Below are 17,634 nucleotides of genomic sequence, written 5' to 3'. Positions count from 1 at the left end.
AAACGATAGTTTGAAACGGAATAAAACGTTGAATTTAACGATGTGTTAACTTTCGCTCTTTAATTGTAATGGCTTATAGGGTAATGTTTGTCTTGAGTTTATTGGTTTGTATCGTGCTGACTTACCTTTGACCCATTGATGGATTAAGTCAGGCTTATAAACACAACTCGCCAATATTATTGTTATACGCTTACTGTGTTTTTTGTAGTTCTAAATTTACAAATGACAGATAAAGATACTCTCTAAGGAAGGATGCCATGCTTGCTCAAACCCCCGATAAATCGTCATCAGCCATTGAAAACGCTAAGCATCACGATCAATTAGTTGTTAATGGGGCTCTATCCTCGGAACATAGCACCATTTTCCCTGTTGAAGCCCAAACCTTTTTAGCTGAGCTGTGTCGTCATTTTGCGTCGCGAGTGAATACGTTACTCAATGAGCGCGAACAGCAACAGCAGCGTATTGATCAAGGTCACCTGCCTGATTTTTTAGAGCAAACCATCGATATTCGTGAAGGCAGTTGGAAAATCCTTGGTATTCCTAATGATCTGCAAGATCGAAGAGTGGAAATTACCGGTCCAACGGATCGTAAAATGGTCATCAATGCACTCAATGCCAACGTTAAAGTCTTCATGGCCGATTTTGAAGATTCGATGTCACCCGCTTGGGATAAGCTGCTCGATGGACAAGTGAATTTGCGCGATGCGGTGAATGGCACCATCAGTTATCGTAATCCAGATAACGATAAGGTCTATCAACTTAAAGAAGATCCAGCCGTGTTGATTTGTCGGGTTCGAGGGCTGCATTTACAAGAGAAGCATGTCCTATTTGCTGAGCAAGCGATTCCCGGGGCTTTATTTGATTTCGCTTTGTATTTTTTCAATAACTATAAAGCGTTATTGAAAAAAGGCAGTGGTCCTTATTTCTATTTACCGAAACTCCAAGCTTATCAAGAAGCGCAATGGTGGAGTGATGTCTTCCATTTTACCGAAGATTATTTTGGTTTAGAGACCGGGACGATAAAAGCGACGGTGTTGATTGAGACTCTGCCTGCGGTGTTTCAGATGGATGAAATCCTCTTTGCTCTTAAAGAACACATTGTGGGGCTCAACTGTGGCCGCTGGGATTATATCTTTAGCTACATTAAAACGTTGAAAAAACACCCTGATCGCGTATTGCCTGACCGTCAAGTTGTGACGATGGATAAGCCATTTTTGAATGCTTACTCACGTTTATTGATCTATACCTGCCACCGACGCGGCGCATTTGCCATGGGAGGCATGGCGGCCTTTATTCCTGCCAAAGATCCTGCGCTTAACGCTCAAGTACTGGAAAAAATCCGTCATGACAAAATGCTGGAAGCGATGAATGGCCATGATGGAACTTGGGTCGCTCATCCCGGATTAGCGGATACCGCTATGGAGGTCTTCAATCAAGTGCTGGGTGAGCGTCGTAATCAACTGGATGTGACTCGCTTATCGGATGCGCCAATCCGTGCAGAAGCGCTGCTTGCTCCTTGTGATGGCCCACGGAGCGAGCAAGGCATGCGACACAATATTCGTGTTGCTTTGCAATACGTCGAAGCGTGGATTTCTGGTAATGGCTGTGTACCAATTTATGGTTTGATGGAAGATGCAGCGACCGCAGAGATCTCTCGCGCTTCAATTTGGCAATGGATTCAGCACGGTAAAACCTTAGATAACGGACAAGTAGTCACGAAAACGTTATTTCGTGATTACTTAGCTCAAGAAATTGAAGTCGTTAAAGTTGAAGTTGGGCAAGCACGCTTTGAGCAGGGGCGGTTTACCGAAGCAGCTGAATTGATTGAACGTCTCACCACCAGTGACGACCTCGGTAACTTTTTAACCATCCCGGGCTACGACTATTTGGCGTAGAACGGTCTTAACCAATAATAAATAACAGTAACGTGAAACCGAACTTCAAAGCTCACTGAATCGAAGTGAGTGGCGAAAAGGACGATATCGGCGTGTGCCATCAGCCACGCGAAACCAATGATAAGAGGGACAGAACATGACATTAACTCGCCGCCAGCAAATCGAAGCACTAGAAAAAGATTGGGCAACGAATCCACGTTGGAAACACGTTAAGCGGACATACAGTGCAGAAGATGTCGTTAATTTACGGGGCTCAGTCACCCCAGCCAATACCATAGCCCAGCGTGGTGCAGATAAATTATGGGAACTGGTAAACGGTAGTGCTAAAAAAGGCTACGTTAACTGTCTTGGTGCTTTGACGGGAGGACAAGCAGTCCAACAAGCGAAGGCTGGTATCGAAGCGATTTACCTTTCAGGTTGGCAAGTCGCGGCGGACAATAATACCGCTGGGACGATGTATCCTGATCAATCGCTCTATCCGGTCGATTCGGTTCCTAGCGTTATTAAACGCATTAATAATGCGTTTCGTCGCGCTGATCAAATTCAATGGTCAAATGGCAAATCTCCACAAGATGAAGGGGGTATCGATTACTTTTTACCAATAGTCGCTGACGCAGAGGCGGGGTTTGGCGGTGTCCTTAATGCTTATGAACTGATGAAATCGATGATTGAAGCCGGTGCGGCAGGGGTTCATTTTGAAGACCAATTGGCGTCGGTGAAAAAATGTGGCCATATGGGCGGCAAGGTACTGGTTCCTTCTCAAGAAGCGGTGCAAAAATTGGTCGCTGCGCGTCTGGCTGCTGATGTTGCTGGAACAACCACGCTGGTGATTGCTCGAACCGATGCTAACGCCGCGGATCTATTAACGTCGGATTGTGATCCATATGATGCCGATTTTATTGTTGGTGAGCGTACCGCTGAAGGCTTCTATCGTGTTCGTGCTGGGATCGATCAAGCGATTTCTCGTGGTTTGGCTTACGCTCCTTACGCCGACTTAATCTGGTGTGAAACCGCTAAACCCGATTTAGAAGAAGCGCGACAGTTTGCTGAAGCGATTCATGCTCAGTACCCTGATCAACTCTTGGCTTATAACTGCTCGCCATCGTTTAACTGGGAGAAAAACCTGGATGCCGAAACGATCGCCAAATTCCAGCAAGAATTAGCGAATATGGGCTACAAATACCAATTTATCACTTTAGCTGGCATTCATAACATGTGGTTTAACATGTTTGAACTTGCTCATGCCTATGCTCAAGGTGAAGGCATGCGTCATTATGTTGAAATGGTTCAGCGTAAAGAGTTTGCCGCCGCCGAGAAAGGCTATACGTTTGTGGCTCACCAACAAGAAGTGGGCACGGGTTATTTTGATAAAATGACCAACACGATTCAAGGTGGCCAATCGTCAGTCACTGCGCTAACCGGTTCAACCGAAGAAGAGCAGTTCTAACTTCTGCATGGTGATAATCTGATGACGTAAAGTTGCAGGGGACAACTGCAACTTTAATAAATTTATCGCATCAATCAATTGTCTGAGTGATAGCAAGTTATCTCAAAAATAAAAAGAGCAAGGGTATTGATCACCATGCTCTTTTTATTTATCTATTCTATCGGCTAGCTATTGACCAGTTACAAAACGTCTTGCTCAAAGTCGTTATCCGTATCGACTTCGTCGGGCTCGCTGTTTTCTTGTAATTCTAGCAAGTTGATCGCAATAGCGACGAAGTCGCTATCGGTAATGATTCCGACCAACTCGCCTTTGTTGACCACCGGTAAACAGCCAACTTTATGCCGTTGCATGTAGATAGCACTTTCTTTTAGGCCGGCTTGTGGAGCGACCGACATGACGCCCGTGTGCATGACCTCATACAAAGGGGTCGTTTCGGTATGTGAGGTATCGGTAATTTTGTTGTATAGACTCGACTCTTGTGCTGCCAATACATCGCGATGAGTAATAATGCCTAATAACCGGCGATTGGCATCGACAATAGGAATATGACGAATATCTAATGCTTCCATCATATTTCGGGCGTCGGCTATTGTGTGGGTACGCAACAAAGTATGTGGGTTGCGAGTCATCATGTCTTCAACTTTGATCATAACCAACTCCTTTTCCTTTCGATGATCGGTAACCAAGTTTAACTGGCCAATGAACGTAACGTGGCGCGCGGTCTGTTGATATTTAGTATAGGTTTGTTTGTGGTTAATATCTGAGAGTTAAGTCAGCTTTTACTGGTAATCGCAACTGAGAAGCCGCTAAGTCACTTTTGATTACAATCCTTAATCGATGGAACGTATCCTAGCTGCTGACAATCCTGTATCTTGCCGGAGCTTGGGTATATACTGTTGCGCCGCGAAATGAACCGTCGCTAACCTTATCAATAACTAAGAAAGAGCCATGCAAGTTTCAGATTTTCACTTTGACCTCCCAGATGAGCTAATCGCTCGTTACCCGAAAGCGCAGCGCACTGATAGTCGGTTACTGCGATTAAATGGCACCACCGGTGAACGGGTTGATGGCACATTTACCGATGTGTTGCATTATATTGAGCCAGGAGACTTATTAGTCTTTAACAATACTCGTGTTATCCCAGCTCGTTTATTTGGTCGTAAAGCCAGTGGTGGTAAATTAGAAGTGTTGGTTGAGCGTATGCTCGATGAGCACTCTATTTTAGCGCATGTTCGTTGTTCCAAGCCGCCTAAGCCGGGGACGGAACTATATCTGGGTGAGCAGGACCAATATTTAGCGACCATGGTTGCACGCCATGATGCCTTGTTTGAGATTCGATTTAATGCCCAGCAAACGGTTTTGGAAATCTTAAACCATATTGGTCATATGCCTTTGCCGCCATACATTGATCGCCCCGATGAAGAAACCGATAAAGAGCGTTATCAAACGGTTTATAATCAAAAGCCGGGCGCCGTTGCCGCACCAACAGCAGGGCTACATTTTGACCAAGCATTATTGGATCAAATTCAAGCTAAAGGCGTTGAGTTTGCCTATGTGACTTTGCATGTCGGCGCGGGTACTTTCCAACCTGTGCGCGTGGAAAATATTCATGATCACCATATGCATGCTGAATACGTTGAAGTACCAGAAGAAGTGGTTGCGGCAATTGCAGCGACCAAGGCTCGTGGTGGCAGAGTGATTGCGGTTGGGACAACCTCGGTGCGTTCTTTAGAGAGTGCAGCGCAAGATGCACTTGCGAAAGGCACAGCGTTAGCGCCTTTTTTTGGTGACACGGATATTTTTATTTTCCCTGGTTATCAATATCAATTGATTGATGCATTGATCACCAATTTTCATCTACCAGAGTCGACGCTGATTATGTTAGTCAGTGCCTTTGCTGGTTATGAACACACTATGGCTGCTTATCAGCATGCGGTAGAGCAGAAATATCGCTTCTTCAGCTATGGTGATGCGATGTTTATTGAAAAAAATCAGGCTTAAGCTTGATCCCTTAATATCGTCAGACTGTTTCTCTGACATTGGAGGCTTTGTGAAGTTAACGTTTGAACTGAAAAAGAAAAATGGCAATGCGCGTCGAGGTCAGTTGACCTTTGAACGTGGCACCGTACAAACCCCGGCCTTTATGCCTGTTGGTACTTATGGCACAGTAAAGGGCATGACTCCGGAAGAAGTTAAAGAAACGGGTGCTGAAATTTTGCTGGGTAATACCTTCCATCTCTGGCTACGTCCAGGCCAAGAAGTGATGAAAATGCATGGTGATTTGCACGATTTTATGAATTGGCAAGGCCCGATTCTGACTGACTCTGGTGGTTTCCAAGTCTTCAGTTTGGGCGAAATTCGCAAAATCACCGAAGAGGGCGTGCATTTTCGCAACCCTGTAAACGGTGACAAAATCTTTATGGATGCTGAAAAATCGATGGAAATCCAAAAAGATTTAGGTTCAGATATCGTAATGATTTTCGATGAATGTACGCCTTACCCTGCGACGCATGAAGAAGCAAAAAAATCGATGCAAATGTCATTACGTTGGGCGCAGCGCTCTCGTGACCATTTTGATAAGCTCAACAATACCAATTCACTGTTTGGCATTGTTCAGGGTGGCGTATACGAAGATTTACGTGATGAGTCAGTGAAAGGACTAACACAAATCGGTTTTGATGGTTATGCGGTCGGTGGCCTTGCGGTTGGAGAGCCCAAGCCCGATATGCATCGTATTTTAGAACACACCTGCCCTCAGCTGCCTGAAGATAAGCCTCGCTACTTAATGGGCGTGGGTAAGCCAGAAGATTTAGTAGAAGGTGTGCGTCGTGGCGTCGATATGTTTGACTGTGTGATGCCAACACGAAATGCTCGTAACGGACACCTATTTGTGACCGGTGGTGTGATCAAGATCCGTAATGCAGTACATAAAACAGATACAACACCACTGGATCCGCACTGTGACTGTTACACTTGCAAAAATTATTCTAAGTCGTACTTGCACCATTTGGATCGTTGTAATGAGATCCTTGGCGCTCGTCTGAATACTATTCACAATCTACGTTATTACCAACGATTGATGGAAAGTATTCGTAAAGCGATAGACGAAGATCGCTTTGATCAATTTGTAGAAGCGTTTTACGCACGCCGTCAACGCGAAGTGCCGCCGCTACAAATCGAACAAGCGTAATGGCAAGCACTGAGATGGATTTATCCTGAAGGGTCTATTCATGGCTTGAATTTGTCTTAGTGCGGCCCAATACCTACAAATATTACAAACAATAACTTAGAGGACGTTTCTCAATGAGTCTAATTTCTGTAGCGCACGCAGCAGGTGAAGGTGCATCACAGGGTGGTGGTTTCGAAATGCTGATCATGCTTGGCATGTTTGCGGTAATTTTCTATTTTATGATTTACCGCCCACAGTCTAAACGAGTGAAAGAGCATAAAAGCCTAATGGCCTCAATGGCGAAAGGTGATGAAGTCTTAACCAGTGGTGGTTTAGTGGGAAGAATCACTAAAATCGCTGATGATAACGATTTTATCTCTGTTGAATTGAACAACAATAATGAAGTTGTGATCAAAAAAGACTTCGTTTCTGCCGTGTTACCAAAAGGTACACTTAAATCTTTGTAAAACAGCTAGAGGATCCTCGCTGTGCTAAACCGTTATCCGTTATGGAAGTATTTAATGGTTGTGTTTGCCATTACCATTTCTGCTTTATACGCACTTCCTAATCTTTACGGTGAAGATCCGGCTATTCAAGTTACAGGGGCGCGTGGCGCCTCTGTAGATATGTCAACGCTGGATGCTGTCACTGAAGCGCTCGATAAAGCGCAACTCTCTCATAAATCCATTGCTTTCGAAAATGGCTCCATTTTGGTGCGTTTTAATGACACTGATACCCAAATCAGTGCTCGTGACATCATTAATGAAGCTTTAGGCAATGACACCATTGTTGCGTTGAACTTAGCGCCTTCTACTCCTCGCTGGCTAGAATCCATTGGCGCAGCGCCGATGAAACTTGGCCTTGATTTACGCGGCGGAGTTCACTTTTTAATGGAAGTGGACATGGACGCGGCAATGGAGCGATTAGTCAGCCAACAAGAAGAAGCTTTTCGTAGTGAATTGCGCGATGAGAAGATCCGCTACCGTGCGATCCGCAGTCAAGCGGATTCCGTCGAGATCATTTTACGCGATGCCGCTCAGCTTGAAGAAACTCGCCGTCTATTAGAGGCGAATCATCGTGATATGAATTTTACCGCTTCTGATCGTGATGGGCGCTTCCTCTTGGTAGCCAAATTTACAGACGCCCGTTTACAAGAGATTCGCAACTACGCGGTTGAGCAAAATATCACTATTTTACGCAATCGTGTCAATGAATTAGGGGTTGCAGAACCTTTAGTTCAGCGTCAAGGCGCGAGTCGGATTGTGGTTGAATTACCTGGCGTACAGGATACTGCACGTGCGAAAGAAATTTTAGGTGCGACGGCAACCCTTGAGTTTCGTGAAGTCGACGCTACGGCTGATCTGGCTGCCGCAGCGGCAGGTCGAGTGCCTGCAGGTAGTGAAATTAAACTGGATCGTGATGGTCGTCCTGTTGTTTTAAAACGTCGAGTCATTTTGGGTGGTTCAAGTATTACTGACGCCAGTTCAAGTGCCGACGAATACGGTCGCCCACAGGTCAATATTTCTCTTGATAGTGAAGGTGGCAGTAAGATGTCGGCTTTCTCAAGAAATAATATTGGTAAGCTGATGGCAACGGTATTTGCTGAATATCGAGACAGTGGTGAAAGGACCGACGATGGCCGAGTGATTTTAGAAAAGCATGAAGAAGTCATCAACCAAGCGACGATTCAGTCAGCATTGGGGCGTAATTTCCGAATCACCGGCATCAACTCGGCGGCTGAGGCTCAAAATTTAGCGTTATTACTACGTGCAGGCGCATTAATCGCACCGATTTCGATCGTTGAAGAGCGGACGATTGGCCCGTCAATGGGACAACAGAATATCGACATGGGTATTCAAGCTTGTATCTGGGGTTTGTTTGCGGTGATGATCTTTACTGCACTCTACTATCGTACGTTTGGCTTGATTGCTAACTTAGCCTTGTTGACCAACTTAGTGTTGATTATCGGCATTATGTCGATGATTCCCGGAGCAACCATGACCTTACCCGGTATTGCCGGTATTGTGTTAACGGTTGGTATGGCGGTAGATGCTAACGTGCTGATTTTTGAACGTATTCGTGAAGAGCTACGTGAAGGTCGTAATCCGCAACAAGCGATCCACCAAGGTTACGCCAATGCGTTTAGTACCATTGCTGATGCGAATATCACGACGCTGATCACGGCGATTATTTTGTTTGCGGTGGGTACTGGTGCGATCAAAGGCTTCGCTGTTACTTTATCGATTGGTATCTTAACGTCGATGTTTACCGCGATTATCGGTACGCGTTGTGTAGTTAACCTGCTGTATGGCGGGAAACGTATTAATAAATTGTCGATCTAAGGCTAGGAATCATTATGTATCAAATTCTGAAAGCAGAGAAAACGATCGACTTTATGCGTTGGTCAAAGTTTACGTTTGTCTTATCGCTATTGATGATTGGCGCGTCAATTTTTACCTTATCCACCAAATGGTTAAACTGGGGATTGGACTTCACTGGCGGAACACTGATAGAAGTGGGTTTTGCCGAGCCTGCGAATCTGGAGAAAATTCGCCATGCTCTTGATGAGCGTGGATTTGGTGATGCAACAGTACAAAACTTTGGTTCAGCACGTGATGTAATGGTCCGTTTGCGCCCTCGTGAAGGGGTCGCTGGAGAAACGCTCGGTAACCAAATTCTGAATGCCATCAAAGAGGGAACGGGTGAAAGCGTTGAGATGCGCCGGATCGAGTTTGTTGGTCCTAACGTTGGTGATGAGCTGGCAGAAGCGGGAGGCTTAGCTATTTTAGCCTCATTGATCTGTATTTTGCTTTACGTTTCAATGCGTTTTGAATGGCGTTTAGCCTCTGGAGCCGTATTATCTCTAGCTCACGACGTAATCATCACCCTAGGTATTTTCTCGTTACTGCAAATCGAAATTGATTTAACGATCGTGGCCGCTTTACTAACGGTGGTCGGCTATTCGTTGAACGATACGATAGTGGTCTTTGACCGTATTCGTGAGAATTTCCGTAAGTTGCGTAAAGGCGATTCAGCGGAAGTAATGAATAGCTCCATTACGCAAACACTCAGTCGGACGTTAATTACTTCAGGCACGACCTTGTTTGTGGTGATCGCATTATTTGTCCAAGGTGGTGCGAATATCCATGGTTTTGCTACCGCATTACTGCTGGGGATCACGGTAGGTACTTACTCTTCTATCTACGTTGCTTCGGCGTTAGCGTTAAAGCTTGGTATTACCCGTGAGCATCTTATTCCAGCACCTATAGAAAAAGAGGGTGCTGAGTTGGATGAGTTGCCTTAGCTTAAGGTTGACAGGTGACAGTGAGATTCGTCTTCACCAGTAACAAAAAAACCGCTGAATATTCAGCGGTTTTTTTATCAAGCGAGCATGGATGATTGGTGCCATGCTGATTGTTTGACAATAGAACGGTTATTTAAAAATCGCACTGTTTCCGTTTTCACGGATGTGTTGCAAAATCGCTTTTACACCACGTGGGCTTGAGCCGACAATATTGCCTGATTGCATGTAATTGGTACCGCCAGCAAAATCGGCCAGAATTGCGCCTGCTTCACGAGCGATCAGTTCGCCTGCCGCCATATCCCATGGTTTAAGACCTAACTCAAAGTAGCCATCGACACGGTTAGACGCTAAATAACATAAATCTAAGGCGGCTGAGCCAGTACGACGAAAATCAGCGCACTCAACAAACAAAGAAGAAATAATTTTTAGGTAAGATTCAGAATGTTGTTTTTGCTTAAATGGGAAACCAGTCGCAAGGATAGCCCCTTGCAGATCTTTCAATGGCTTAACGCGAATACGACCATTGTTTAATTGAGCACCAGAGCCACGTTGAGCAGTAAATAGTTCATTTAACATTGGGTCATAAACACAGGCAACTTCGGTGCGACCGTTCATTCTTACGGCAATCGATACCGCAAAATGAGGGATACCTTTCACGAAGTTATTGGTTCCATCCAGTGGGTCGATGATCCATTGTACGTCTTTATCTTTACCTTCGATAAGACCGCCTTCTTCGGCAATAATGCAGTGCTCAGGGTAAGAGCTTTGGATGGTAGCAATGATTAGCGCTTCCGCTTCTTTGTCGACATTAGTAACAAAGTCATTGCTTCCTTTTTGAAAGGATTCAATTTTGTCAGCGTTTTCTAGAGATTTAGCAATATGATTACCTGCTTTTCGCGCAGCGCGAATAGCAATGTTTAGCATTGGATGCATACGAGTTTCCCAACGGATGTTAAAGAACGAAAAAAGCGGAGCGGATTATAGCAAAATCATACCAAAAAGGAAGTGGTTATTTTTTGCTCGCTTAATGGTTCGGCCGACAACGGGCCTGATCATTTCATTTTTCTTTATGTTATTATCGAACAACGAACGCCAAGTAACCGTTTTTGTATGGATTATTCTCGAGTTACTTAGCCAACCCTTCAAGCCAATTTAATACCGTTAAAGTTAAGATGGACTCGCTCGTCAACGCGAATCAACGAGTGAGTGTCATCATCGACGGCGAGATTAGCGATAGATTGATGGTAAATTAACGTCATGTTAGACAATGTTAAAATCGTTTTAGTGGGCACATCACATTCAGGAAACATTGGTTCAGCGGCTAGAGCGATGAAAGTGATGGGCCTAAGTCAGATGGTATTAGTCGCACCTGAATGCGCAGTAGATGCTCAAGCAATCGCGTTAGCTGCGGGTGCCAGTGATATTGCGTTAAATGCGCAGATCGTCAGCACGCTGAGTGAAGCGGTTGCTGAGTGTGGGTTAGTCGTTGGTAGCAGCGCCCGTTCACGTACATTAGAGTGGCCGATGCTTGATCCTCGTCAGTGTGGCGAACAATTTGCGATTGAAGGTCAAACCCATCCTGTTGCGGTAGTATTTGGTCGTGAAAGAACAGGCTTAACCAATGAAGAGTTACAGCTTTGTCATTATCATGTATGCATTCCTGCTAACCCCGAATACAGCTCATTAAACTTAGCGATGGCCGTGCAAACGTTATGTTACGAGATTCGCGTTGCTCATTTAACACATCAACAGAGTGAGTTTTCATCACCGACAGTGGTGGACTATCCTCGTCATCAAGAACTGGACCGATTTTATCAGCATCTAGAGCGAGTGTTGTTGGAAAGTGAGTTTATTTCCCCTTCACAGCCAGGGCAGGTAATGAACAAGCTCCGTCGATTATTCAGCCGAGCTCGCCCTGAAGCGCAAGAAATTAATATCTTACGTGGCGTATTGACTGCAGTAGAGAAAAAAATGCGCCTGCCTTAATTGTCGCTAATCACCTGATTAATTTAAGGTTAAATACCTGAGTAATTCAGTCAATTAAATACTTGACTGAATTAGTCGGGTATGGAAGAATCTCAACCACATAATCGATGTGGATATGGTGTAATATGAGATTAACATCTAAAGGAAGATACGCGGTAACCGCCATGTTAGATGTGGCGCTAAATTCGCAGCAAAACCCAGTACCTCTAGCGGACATTTCAGAGCGACAAGGTATTTCCCTGTCTTATCTAGAGCAGCTATTTTCTAAATTACGTAAAGCTGGCTTGGTTGCTAGTGTTCGTGGTCCTGGCGGTGGTTATCGTTTAGGCGCAGAAGCGAGTACCATTTCTATTGGTACGGTTATCGCGGCGGTGGATGAATCTGTCGATGCGACGAAATGCCATGGTAAAGGTGATTGCCAAGGTGGCACTCGTTGTCTTACTCACACGTTATGGTGTGACCTCAGCTCACGTATTAGCGACTTCTTAAATAACATCACACTCGGTGAGTTGATGGTTGATAACGAAGTCTTACAAATTTCTGACCGTCAAGGTATGAACCTTGCGGCGAACCAAGGGAATGGCAATAAGCATTCTCAATCTGTCACTATTGGTGCAGCCTCCTTTGGTCTTAACGTTCGCTCATAGCGGCAATGTTTACACTGGAGTAAAATAAAAAATGAAACTGCCTATTTATTTAGACTATTCGGCCACCTGTCCGGTTGATCCGCGCGTGGCCGAAAAGATGATTCAGCATATGACGATGGATGGGACGTTTGGTAATCCTGCTTCTCGATCGCATCGTTATGGCTGGCAGGCAGAAGAAGCGGTGGATACGGCGCGTGAACAAGTTGCTGAACTTATTAATGCCGATCCGCGTGAAATTGTTTTTACTTCAGGGGCAACAGAGTCGAATAACTTGGCGATTAAAGGTGCGGCGCACTTTTATGCTAAACAAGGTAAGCACATCATCACCTGTCAAACTGAGCATAAAGCAGTATTAGATACTACTCGCCAGCTAGAACAGGAAGGTTTTGAGGTGACGTATCTTCAGCCTGACCGTCGTGGATTGATCGATATAAATCAATTACAAGCCGCCATGCGTGATGATACCGTGCTAGTCTCGGTGATGCATGTCAACAATGAAATTGGTGTGATTCAGGATATCACAGCGATTGGTGAGCTGTGTCGTGATCGAAATATCATCTTTCACGTTGATGCGGCTCAATCCGCGGGCAAAGTTGAGATCGATGTACAAGCAATGAAAGTCGATCTTATCTCACTCTCAGCGCATAAAATTTATGGTCCTAAAGGTATTGGGGCTCTCTTTGTGCGTCGCAAGCCGCGTATTTATCTTGAAGCACAGATGCATGGGGGGGGGCATGAGCGCGGTTTCCGCTCAGGAACACTGGCGACCCATCAAATTGTTGGGATGGGAGAAGCGTTTAACATCGCTAAACAAGAGATGGAGCATGATTATCAACATGCTAAAACCTTGCGTGACCGTTTACTTAATGGCATACAAGATATCGAAGCTGTGAGCATTAACGGTGATTTAGAGCAGCGTGTTCCTCATAACCTTAATCTCGGTTTTGCTTTTGTCGAAGGCGAATCGTTGTTAATGGCCCTGAAAGATCTTGCGGTTTCTTCAGGCAGTGCTTGTACCTCGGCTAGCTTAGAGCCTTCTTATGTATTGCGTGCACTGGGTTTGGATGATGAATTAGCACACAGCTCGCTTCGTTTTTCATTTGGCCGTTTTACGACCGAAGATGAAATAGATTATGCGATTGAACATATTCGTAGCGCAGTGACTCAATTGCGTAATATGTCGCCTTTGTGGCAAATGCACAAAGAAAGCTCAATAATATAGTCGGCAGCGAGCCATCAAATCAGTGTTGAGTTAACAATTTTAAGCAAAATAAGCGGACCTCATGGTCCGTTTTTTTATCCAGTGGGTATTTTTACGCGACAAAATGTTAACATCGTTAGGTTGATTATTCGTTGTGATTCAGATATATCCGAGAGTAGTTATTCTCAACTCGTTACAAGAGCGGTAATCGCGCGGTAGTGTAACGGAACAAAGGAATATATCTATTAGGGCCACACCATATAGGACAAGGAGAAACCATGTCTACACAGATGCCTGTATTTATTAGTCTAGAGTCAGCCCAGCCTCAGTGGGGAGAAAAAGCACTCGTCTCATTCTCAGAGCAGGGCGCGACCATTCATTTATCGAAAGAGAATGATCTCAATGCCATTCAGCGTGCTGCGCGTAAATTAGATGGCCAAGGATTGCGTTCGTTACATTTATCCGGTTCAGCATGGACCTTAGAAACGATTTGGGCATTTCACCAAGGTTATCGTGATCCTAAAAAGAAAAATACCTTACAGTGGGAGTCGTTAGCCAGCGCCGATCAAACTGAACTTGAAGCACGGATTAAAGCGGCGGATTGGACACGCGATATTATCAATAAAAGTGCTGAAGAAGTGGCTCCTCGTCAATTAGCGACCATGGCTGCCGAGTTTATTAAGTCACTAGCTCCGGATCACGTCTCTTATCGAATTGTAAAAGATAAAGACCTATTGACGGAAAATTGGGAAGGCATTTATGCGGTAGGTCGAGGTTCTGAGCGCACTTCTGCCATGTTGCAATTAGACTACAACCCAACGGGCGATGATAATGCTCCTGTATTTGCCTGCTTAGTTGGCAAAGGCATTACCTTTGACTCTGGTGGCTATAGTTTAAAACCGTCTAATTTTATGTCTTCGATGAAAGCGGATATGGGCGGAGCAGGAACCATCACCGGAGCCCTGGGTCTGGCTATCATGCGCGGTTTGAATAAACGCGTTAAGCTCATTTTGTGCTGTGCTGAGAACATGGTATCTGGCCGTGCATTAAAATTGGGTGATGTGATCACCTATAAAAACGGCAAAACCGTTGAAATTATGAATACTGACGCAGAAGGGCGGTTAGTCTTAGCTGATGGTTTGATTTACGCTTCAGAGCAAAAACCACAATTGATCATCGATTGTGCAACGTTAACGGGAGCTGCAAAAAATGCGTTAGGTAATGATTACCACGCATTACTGAGCTTCGACCAAGCTTTGAGTCAACAAGCGCTCAATGCAGCTCAAGAAGAGCATGAAGGATTATGGGCTCTGCCATTAGCTGATTTTCACCGTGATATGTTGCCCTCGAACTTTGCTGATCTCTCCAATATTTGTTCTGGTGATTATTCACCGGGTGCAAGTACGGCAGCGGCTTTCTTATCCTACTTTGTTGACGATTACCAGCAAGGCTGGCTACATGTCGATTGCGCGGGAACGTATCGTAAATCCGCCAGTGATAAATGGGCCGCTGGGGCAACAGCGATGGGCGTTAAGACCGTTGCGCGTATTTTATTAGATCAGGCCAAATAATAAGTAACCAAGGGGCAGCGTTGATTGCCCCGTTTTGTACTCTTTTTTGCTATTACAGCGGTATTGACGGCGTTGAGTAGCTCCTATGACATGGTTATCTATGTGGTTAGGGAGTGACTCATCTGTCGCTAAAGGTAGCAGCAAGCGATTGGAGTACGTATCAATTAGCCTTACTATTTACTATCAAAATCCAAAAAGGACATCTTATGGCTCTTGAAAGAACATTTTCAATTATCAAACCTGACGCGGTAAAGCGTAACTTAATCGGCGAGATTTACCATCGTATAGAAAAAGCGGGATTGAGAATTATCGCGGCAAAAATGGTTCATTTAACCGAAGATCAAGCGAGCGGTTTTTATGCTGAGCACGAAGGAAAAGCGTTCTTTAATGATCTAAAAGCCTTTATGACATCAGGTCCGATCATGGTCCAAGTGTTAGAGGGAGAAAATGCGATTGCTCGTTACCGTGAATTAATGGGTAAAACTAATCCGGAAGAAGCGGCATGTGGCACGATACGCGCTGATTACGCGCTGAGTATGCGTTATAACTCTGTACACGGCAGCGATAGTCCTATTTCGGCAGCTCGTGAAATTGAATTCTTTTTTCCCGACGCTGAAATTTGCCCACGCAGTGAGTGAGTTGCCGTAGAACCTAAATGGCACCATCAAGACTCAGAGCTGGATGGCTTTTACCACGGTATAAAGTAAGCGTTAAGCTGAAGGTAAATAGTTAATCCCCGTGTTTATTGGTGACCCCTGATGAGTCCTGTCTCATCAGGGATTAATCATCGACTAGAACCGCTTTCCTATCCCAACAATGTCGCAAAAAATTCAGGGTTTTACTGTGCTTGTTGTCATTGAATAAAGGCTGTACAATTCGCGCCCTTAATTCTAGTTCCATCTTGGAGAGGCCACATGACCACTGAAAAAGTCAATCTGCTCGATTTTGATCGCAAAGGCTTACGTACTTATTTCGCAGAAGAATTGGGTGAAAAAGCGTTTCGAGCTGATCAAATCATGAAGTGGATTTATCACTTCGGTTGTGATGACTTCGAAAAAATGACCAACATTAACAAAAACCTACGTGAGAAATTACAGACTCACTGTGAGATTCGAGCGCCTTACGTTTCCGATGCTCAATACTCCAGTGATGGCACGATTAAATGGGCAATGCGAGTCGGAGATCAAGATGTCGAAACCGTCTATATTCCCGAGGAAGATCGCGCCACATTGTGTGTCTCTTCACAAGTTGGTTGTGCGCTGGAATGTAAGTTTTGTTCAACCGCTCAGCAAGGGTTTAACCGTAATTTACGCGTTTCGGAAATTATTGGTCAGGTTTGGCGTGCAGCACGTGAAATTGGTTTGGAAAAAGAAACAGGCCGCCGTCCGATCACCAACGTGGTGATGATGGGCATGGGTGAGCCGTTGCTCAATATGAAAAACCTCATTCCTGCGTTAGAACTTATGCTTGATGATCTCGGTTTTGGTTTGTCGAAACGTCGTGTGACGGTCTCTACTTCAGGTGTCGTTTCTGGTTTAGATCAAATGACCGGGCAAATTGACGTTGCCTTAGCGATTTCACTTCATGCACCTAACGATAAACTACGCAGCGAAATTATGCCGATTAATGATCGCTGGGATATTCAAGATTTTCTTGCTTCAGTGCGCCGTTATATTGCCTCTTCTAACGCCAATCGCGGTAAAGTAACCGTCGAATATGTTTTGTTGGATCATGTGAATGATGGCACTGAACATGCGCATGAGCTGGCTCAGTTGATGAAAGGGACGCCTTGTAAAATTAACCTGATCCCGTTTAATCCTTATCCAGGTTCACCGTATAAAAAACCCAGTAATTCACGCATTGATCGTTTTCAGAAAACCTTAATGCAATATGAGCATACTGTGACAATACGTAAAACACGTGGTGATGATATTGACGCTGCCTGCGGTCAGTTAGTTGGTGATGTAATAGACAGAACCAAACGGACGAAATTAAAGCAGCAGCCTGATGATATTATTCCGGTTAAAACGATATAAACCTTTCTAATAACGCCAGCCTTTTCGCTGGCGTTATTGTTAGTAAAAAACGCAGGCAGGATAAGCTTATTTGTGAGTTTATAGATGCGGTGATATCTGGTGTTTAGGCGGTTATCGATCAAGCCAACGCTATCAGGCTATTGACTGAAACAGACCGCTTAAGGTGTTTTGATGCATAGTGAATTTCTTTGCTGGTAGTGGCCAATTATGGCTTTTTTATGTCAATTTAACGAAAAATCTTGACCTAGCTGTAATTTCTTTTTCAAATCAATGTTGTTTACCGCCTAAGATCCATTAGAATGATTTAATAAGAGCCCATTCGATGTAGTGGTCGAATCGAACAAACGTGATATCCAACTTACTTGATGAGTGATAATG

The 17,634-nt window shown here is 44.6% G+C and carries 15 protein-coding genes; 13 read left to right on the top strand and 2 right to left on the bottom strand.

The window, feature by feature from the left end; all coding sequences use genetic code 11:
- Positions 1 to 257 precede the first annotated feature (257 nt).
- Both aceB and aceA read left to right on the top strand, forming a co-directional pair.
- On the top strand, positions 258 to 1,895 hold the full coding sequence (gene aceB, locus CAG60_RS07885; RefSeq protein WP_161438685.1) for a malate synthase A: 1,638 nt from the start codon (positions 258 to 260) through the stop codon (positions 1,893 to 1,895).
- A 136-nt stretch (positions 1,896 to 2,031) separates the two neighbouring features.
- Positions 2,032 to 3,342 carry an isocitrate lyase gene (gene aceA / locus CAG60_RS07880; protein WP_154168995.1) on the top strand — a complete coding sequence of 437 codons (1,311 nt, stop codon included), beginning with the start codon at positions 2,032 to 2,034 and terminating at the stop codon, positions 3,340 to 3,342.
- Positions 3,343 to 3,521: 179 nt separating this feature from the next.
- Here the strand turns inward: aceA and CAG60_RS07875 are convergent, their stop codons facing one another.
- Entirely contained in the window at positions 3,522 to 3,992 is a 471-nt protein-coding gene (locus CAG60_RS07875) for a CBS domain-containing protein (RefSeq protein ID WP_154168993.1), read from the bottom strand.
- 298 nt (positions 3,993 to 4,290) lie between these two features.
- Between CAG60_RS07875 and queA the strand changes: the two genes are divergently transcribed.
- The 5 genes from queA (at position 4,291) to secF (ending at position 9,815) form a co-directional block, all read left to right on the top strand.
- Positions 4,291 to 5,343, top strand: coding sequence for a tRNA preQ1(34) S-adenosylmethionine ribosyltransferase-isomerase QueA (gene queA, locus CAG60_RS07870; protein ID WP_004395855.1), 1,053 nt, complete (start codon positions 4,291 to 4,293; stop codon positions 5,341 to 5,343).
- Between the two features lie 49 nt (positions 5,344 to 5,392).
- A complete protein-coding gene (gene tgt, locus CAG60_RS07865) occupies positions 5,393 to 6,532 on the top strand; it encodes a tRNA guanosine(34) transglycosylase Tgt (protein ID WP_154168989.1) in 1,140 nt (379 codons plus the stop codon).
- A 113-nt stretch (positions 6,533 to 6,645) separates the two neighbouring features.
- A complete protein-coding gene (gene yajC, locus CAG60_RS07860; protein WP_072668776.1) occupies positions 6,646 to 6,978 on the top strand; it encodes a preprotein translocase subunit YajC in 333 nt (110 codons plus the stop codon).
- Between the two features lie 21 nt (positions 6,979 to 6,999).
- Positions 7,000 to 8,853: a protein translocase subunit SecD gene (secD, locus tag CAG60_RS07855; protein WP_083797767.1), complete on the top strand. Its 1,854-nt coding sequence runs from the start codon at positions 7,000 to 7,002 to the stop codon at positions 8,851 to 8,853.
- Positions 8,854 to 8,867: 14 nt separating this feature from the next.
- Entirely contained in the window at positions 8,868 to 9,815 is a 948-nt protein-coding gene (gene secF / locus CAG60_RS07850; protein WP_154168987.1) for a protein translocase subunit SecF, read from the top strand.
- Positions 9,816 to 9,944: 129 nt separating this feature from the next.
- Here secF and suhB read toward each other — a convergent pair whose 3' ends face one another.
- Complete coding sequence (gene suhB, locus CAG60_RS07845) at positions 9,945 to 10,748, bottom strand: inositol-1-monophosphatase (RefSeq protein ID WP_158137942.1); 804 nt, start codon at positions 10,746 to 10,748, stop codon at positions 9,945 to 9,947.
- Between the two features lie 324 nt (positions 10,749 to 11,072).
- Here suhB and trmJ point away from each other — a divergent pair, with 324 nt between their 5' ends.
- The 6 genes from trmJ to CAG60_RS07815 all read left to right on the top strand — a co-directional run bounded on the left by trmJ (position 11,073) and on the right by CAG60_RS07815 (position 17,256).
- The gene (gene trmJ, locus CAG60_RS07840) at positions 11,073 to 11,801 is read left to right on the top strand and encodes a tRNA (cytosine(32)/uridine(32)-2'-O)-methyltransferase TrmJ (RefSeq protein ID WP_154168985.1); all 729 of its coding nucleotides are present in this window, start codon (positions 11,073 to 11,075) and stop codon (positions 11,799 to 11,801) included.
- A 125-nt stretch (positions 11,802 to 11,926) separates the two neighbouring features.
- Complete coding sequence (iscR, locus tag CAG60_RS07835) at positions 11,927 to 12,448, top strand: Fe-S cluster assembly transcriptional regulator IscR (protein WP_154168984.1); 522 nt, start codon at positions 11,927 to 11,929, stop codon at positions 12,446 to 12,448.
- A 31-nt stretch (positions 12,449 to 12,479) separates the two neighbouring features.
- Positions 12,480 to 13,670 (top strand): IscS subfamily cysteine desulfurase, encoded by a 1,191-nt coding sequence (locus tag CAG60_RS07830; protein WP_161438684.1) that lies wholly within the window; start codon positions 12,480 to 12,482, stop codon positions 13,668 to 13,670.
- A gap of 257 nt (positions 13,671 to 13,927) precedes the next feature.
- Positions 13,928 to 15,220, top strand: a complete 1,293-nt coding sequence (pepB, locus tag CAG60_RS07825; RefSeq protein ID WP_004395845.1) for an aminopeptidase PepB — start codon at positions 13,928 to 13,930, stop codon at positions 15,218 to 15,220.
- A gap of 206 nt (positions 15,221 to 15,426) precedes the next feature.
- Positions 15,427 to 15,858: a nucleoside-diphosphate kinase gene (gene ndk, locus CAG60_RS07820; protein ID WP_154168978.1), complete on the top strand. Its 432-nt coding sequence runs from the start codon at positions 15,427 to 15,429 to the stop codon at positions 15,856 to 15,858.
- 276 nt (positions 15,859 to 16,134) lie between these two features.
- On the top strand, positions 16,135 to 17,256 hold the full coding sequence (locus CAG60_RS07815; RefSeq protein WP_161438683.1) for a bifunctional tRNA (adenosine(37)-C2)-methyltransferase TrmG/ribosomal RNA large subunit methyltransferase RlmN: 1,122 nt from the start codon (positions 16,135 to 16,137) through the stop codon (positions 17,254 to 17,256).
- The last annotated feature ends 378 nt before the right edge of the window (positions 17,257 to 17,634 follow it).

The organism is Vibrio sp. V33_P6A3T137, assembly GCF_009904835.1.
GTDB lineage: Bacteria > Pseudomonadota > Gammaproteobacteria > Enterobacterales > Vibrionaceae > Vibrio > Vibrio metschnikovii.
This window is presented reverse-complemented; position numbering and strand designations above follow the sequence as displayed.

Bases quoted from the DNA above. Each gene is read 5' to 3' on its own strand.
- aceB (WP_161438685.1), top strand. From the start codon at position 258: ATGCTTGCTCAAACCCCCGATAAATCGTCATCAGCCATTGAAAACGCT.
- aceA (WP_154168995.1), top strand. From the start codon at position 2,032: ATGACATTAACTCGCCGCCAGCAAATCGAAGCACTAGAAAAAGATTGG.
- CAG60_RS07875 (WP_154168993.1), bottom strand. From the start codon at position 3,992: ATGATCAAAGTTGAAGACATGATGACTCGCAACCCACATACTTTGTTG.
- queA (WP_004395855.1), top strand. From the start codon at position 4,291: ATGCAAGTTTCAGATTTTCACTTTGACCTCCCAGATGAGCTAATCGCT.
- yajC (WP_072668776.1), top strand. From the start codon at position 6,646: ATGAGTCTAATTTCTGTAGCGCACGCAGCAGGTGAAGGTGCATCACAG.
- secF (WP_154168987.1), top strand. From the start codon at position 8,868: ATGTATCAAATTCTGAAAGCAGAGAAAACGATCGACTTTATGCGTTGG.
- suhB (WP_158137942.1), bottom strand. From the start codon at position 10,748: ATGCATCCAATGCTAAACATTGCTATTCGCGCTGCGCGAAAAGCAGGT.
- trmJ (WP_154168985.1), top strand. From the start codon at position 11,073: ATGTTAGACAATGTTAAAATCGTTTTAGTGGGCACATCACATTCAGGA.
- iscR (WP_154168984.1), top strand. From the start codon at position 11,927: ATGAGATTAACATCTAAAGGAAGATACGCGGTAACCGCCATGTTAGAT.
- CAG60_RS07830 (WP_161438684.1), top strand. From the start codon at position 12,480: ATGAAACTGCCTATTTATTTAGACTATTCGGCCACCTGTCCGGTTGAT.
- pepB (WP_004395845.1), top strand. From the start codon at position 13,928: ATGTCTACACAGATGCCTGTATTTATTAGTCTAGAGTCAGCCCAGCCT.
- ndk (WP_154168978.1), top strand. From the start codon at position 15,427: ATGGCTCTTGAAAGAACATTTTCAATTATCAAACCTGACGCGGTAAAG.
- CAG60_RS07815 (WP_161438683.1), top strand. From the start codon at position 16,135: ATGACCACTGAAAAAGTCAATCTGCTCGATTTTGATCGCAAAGGCTTA.